Genomic DNA, 4,042 nt, shown 5'->3' on the forward strand with positions numbered 1-4,042 from the left:
CCACTGCGCGATCGGGCCAGCAGCGAACCCGAGAGCTGCACGCCCCCCTTGATCGCCGAGAAGTTCATGCTGCCCGCGGTACCCGCGCCGCCGCCAGCCGAAACATCAACGACCGAGCCCGTCTGCTGAGTGATACTGCCGACGCCGGTCTTCACTGACAAGGTGCCACCCATGCTGTCGAGCGCCACGCCGTCAATCGCCTTGGTCAAGCCCGCCAGATCTGTGCGGGACGCGCCTGCAAACAGAATGGTGCGCTTGGCAGTCAGGTTCAGTTCGCCGGAAGGCAAGGTGATCACACCGCGTTGCTCGATGCCGTCGGCTTGAATGGACACATGTGCGCCGACACCCGGTTGAGCTGGTGCCACGCCCGTCGGCGCTTCAGGCGCGGTCAATTTGAACCGCCCCACCGCGGTCAACGATGCTTGCGCGCCATTGGCTGCTGTCAGGCTGTTGGCCGACACGTTGATGTCACCAGGCGACACGAGTTCACTCTTGCCAGCTAACACGACACTGCCTGCTGCATTCAGGTTCACTTCACCCACACCTGACACGGCCATGGCACCACCGCCAACCGTGATATGGCCGGTGCCACCGGCCAATCCTGTGGCGTTCACGTTCAACTGCCCTGCTGCAAAGGTAGGTACCTGAGCCTGCACGCCCGTGGTATTGCGCAATTGAACCGAACCAGCACGGAGACTGGCCACAGCGTTGTCGCCATTGACGCGGAAGTTGCCTGTATCGATCGTCAAGGACCTCATACCATCGCCGCCAATGCTGGCACCATTGAACAGATCGATGCCATTGAAGCTGCGCAATGACAGTTCTTGCGCCTGATTGAAGTGCGAGAGCAACTGATCTGACAGTACCATCGTGCCAACGCCAGGCTTGGCTGCATCCGATGGCAGGTTGCCTGCCACCATGCGCTGCGCACCCAAAGTCAACTTGCTGGCATTGATGATCACGCCGTTGCTGGATTCATTGGCCAGGCTGGTGGTGCGTGTGGCTTCTGCCACCACGGCGCCCCCTGTGAGAACCACGTTTTTCCCCAGCGTCAAATCGCCAGCCGCACCTACTGCGGCTTCGTCCACCATGTTGCGGCTCGTGTTGGCGCCGGCGTCATGGCTGACGCGCACCAAAGCCCCGTTGCCATTGACGACGAGATCATCCGCCTGGATGGCCTTTGATGCGGCCACGATCCGCACGCCGTCATTGACCTTCACGCCATTCCTGGCCGCCAGCGTCAAGTCAGCCACACTCAAATCTTTCGCTTGCGCGTCCACCACCACATTGCCAGCAGTTACTGTCAACCCGGTCGAACCATCTGCCGCAGTAGATTGACGCAAACCACCCAGCACAATACTGTCTGCGCCAGACTGGTTCAGCTGCTCATACGTGACATTCAATGCGCCTTCCAATTTGTTGGCCCCGACGTGAATGGTCGCGGAAGACAAATCCAGCTGCCCACCCTGGGCCCTCGCGTCGTGGTCGAACTTCAACTGCCCGGCCAGCGAGGCCGTGGCCGCGTCAACGGCCAGTCGGCCTGCGTCAATGGCCAAGCGCTGAGCTGTTGTGCCGGCCGTATCCGCCTTGTCGAGGAAATAGGCGTCCACCAACGTGGACTTGATCTCGCTGTAGCGCCGAGCCGTTTGCGATGACATCACCACAAATGCGGATGCGGGTTTGTTGCTGTTGGCCATGCCTGCGCTGCCCAACTGTGCGCCCACAATCATGGCGCCATCTGTCTGCTTCTGGCTGTAGTCCAGGCTGACCGCCGAGGTCACCGAGGTAGAAGGCTTGACGAGATAGGCGCCAGGCAGCAGCGCGTACCGTGCAGGCAGAATCGCATAGCTCCCGGCGGGTACCAGGCCATTGTTGCCAAACTGGATGGTATTGCCCAGCGCCAGTGCATTACCCAAACCTGAGGCCTGGCTCAATTTGCCATCGGACAGGATGGCAGCGTCAGTGGGAGCGTACTGCGTGATGGTCGGGACCACCGCAAAGGCGCCGTTGAGCGCCCCTGCAAAGACATCGTTGGAACCGCCAGGACCAGGTACGAACTCGTAGGCCACCATGGCACCGCCGCCACTGAGATCCAAGACAGCGTTCTGGCTGACTGCGGCATCTCCACTGCCTGCTTTGACGACGATGGACTTCTCTGTAACGGCAGTGACTTCTTTCCCTTCCAGATAGGTCAGGACCTTGCCACCGCCAGTGGTAAAGCCGAACGGCACCAGGAGGCCATCACCGGACACGGAGGTCAGCCCGTCGCCAAAATTGATCTTGCTGGCATCCAGTGTGATGCTGCCGAAAGGCACGCGCAACACGCCATTCTGGTTGATGGTGCCGGCCTTGATGGTCAGCTTGCTGCCTGCAGACAGTGGCGCCAGGGAGCCCTTGTCGCCGCCATCAATCGTCACAGTCGCCTTGCCTGCATCCAGTGTGTAGTTCGATGCCGAAGCCACGGTGACCTGCGGCGCATGCAAGGCCACATCTGCACCTGTCTTGAGGGCACCCGGCATGTTGCCCGTATTGGAAACATCATCGCTCTCGCTGACACCCATCAGGCGGACTTCGGAGCTGGCCCTCACATCCAGGCTCTTGACCCCCTTGACGGCCTGCTGACCAAACAAGCCCACCAAGCCGCTTTGCAGCGTCAACGTGCCTGTGTCCTTGGATGTATCGCCCAACGCGCTCAACACATTGCCGAATTGAGAAGGACGGCCCATCAACACAATGCCACCGGTCTTGAGATTGACCGTCGAATTGGCTGCCACCGACACGACTGGCGCAGACAAAGTCAGAGATCGGGGCAACTGCCAGTCCTGGCTGTTGACAAAGTTGATCTCCTGAGGCGATTGCAGCGTCACGTCCGCAAACTGCCCGGTCGTCAGCGCCTTGCTGGACACCGTGACCTCGCCTGCCTTGTAACCGCCTGTCGCCGCATCAGACTGGACGCGCACAACGCCTACCGGCTTATTGGCCATGGTCAAGGTAAATGCACCGCCACCGGCCGTGCTGTTACCGCCCTTGGCAGACATGCGGTTGCTCAGCGTGCCACCGCCCTGAACCATATTGACTGTCACGCTACCGCCGTTGCTGGCAACCGTTTGCCGGGTATATGCGGGACCGATACCGCCCAAGGGTCGTGCTACATCCAGTTCCGCTGCGCTCCCGTCTGCCCTCAAAGTGGCATCAGCATCCAGCAGCACCACTGAACTGGCACTCGCATTGGTGCCGGGACCAATCGAGATGGCGCCCCCATCCAGCACCTTGCCCAACACAAACGGCCCGCTTGACGGCTGATAAACCGCTTGCCCGGAGACGTCCAGCGTCGCACTCGAAGCCACCGTCAGTGTGGCGATTTGGGTGTCATTGATTTTGACAGACCGGTTCTCCAATGCAAGATTGATCTGCCCGCCGGCGGAACGCAGATCACCCTCAACGGTCAGCGCGCCACCTGCCTTCAGCGCCAGCTTGCTACCCGGATCACCTGTGATGGATGCGCCACGTGCCACCGACAACGTCCCACCCGACTCCATCTTGCTACCGGTAGCAAGCAACGTCAGGTTGGTGGCTGCCCTGCTGGCATCTGGCTGAACCAAGGACTGCATCACTGAAGCCAATGCGCTGCCGGTTGCCAGATTACGCAGCCCAGGTGTAGCGGCCCAACTTAGCTTGCCTGGCGTGAGATGGGTACCCTCCGTGACGGTCAGCCTGCTGATGCCTTCGATCGTGTAGTCCTGAAAACCGCCGCGGTTGAGCAGATCGGCTCCGATCAGAACTGAGCCGACCGTATCGCCATTCTTGATCGATGAACTCGTGCCTGTGTTGTTGACAAGGTCCACAGCGGCTGCACGCAAGGTCAGGGACCCGCCCTTGTCAATGCCATAGCCTTGCAAGGACAAGTTGTCGCCAACGCGGAAGGCGGCCTGATTTTTGGGCTGCAGGTCTGCCTCGCTATTGCTGATCAAGGAGATCGAACCGGCGTTGCTTCCCTTGATCGATCCGGCACTGTTCATGGTGGCACCACCCGAAACATTGA

Annotated in this window: 1 protein-coding gene; it reads right to left on the bottom strand. The window is 60.4% G+C overall.

Annotation, left to right across the window (positions count from 1 at the left end; translation table 11 throughout):
- Positions 1-4,019: hypothetical protein (locus EPO09_RS03825; protein WP_290640335.1), on the bottom strand; the 4,019-nt coding region annotated here is incomplete at its 3' end.
- Positions 4,020-4,042 lie beyond the last annotated feature (23 nt).

Source organism: Aquabacterium sp. (assembly GCF_004297345.1).
Classification (GTDB): domain Bacteria; phylum Pseudomonadota; class Gammaproteobacteria; order Burkholderiales; family Burkholderiaceae_C; genus Aquabacterium.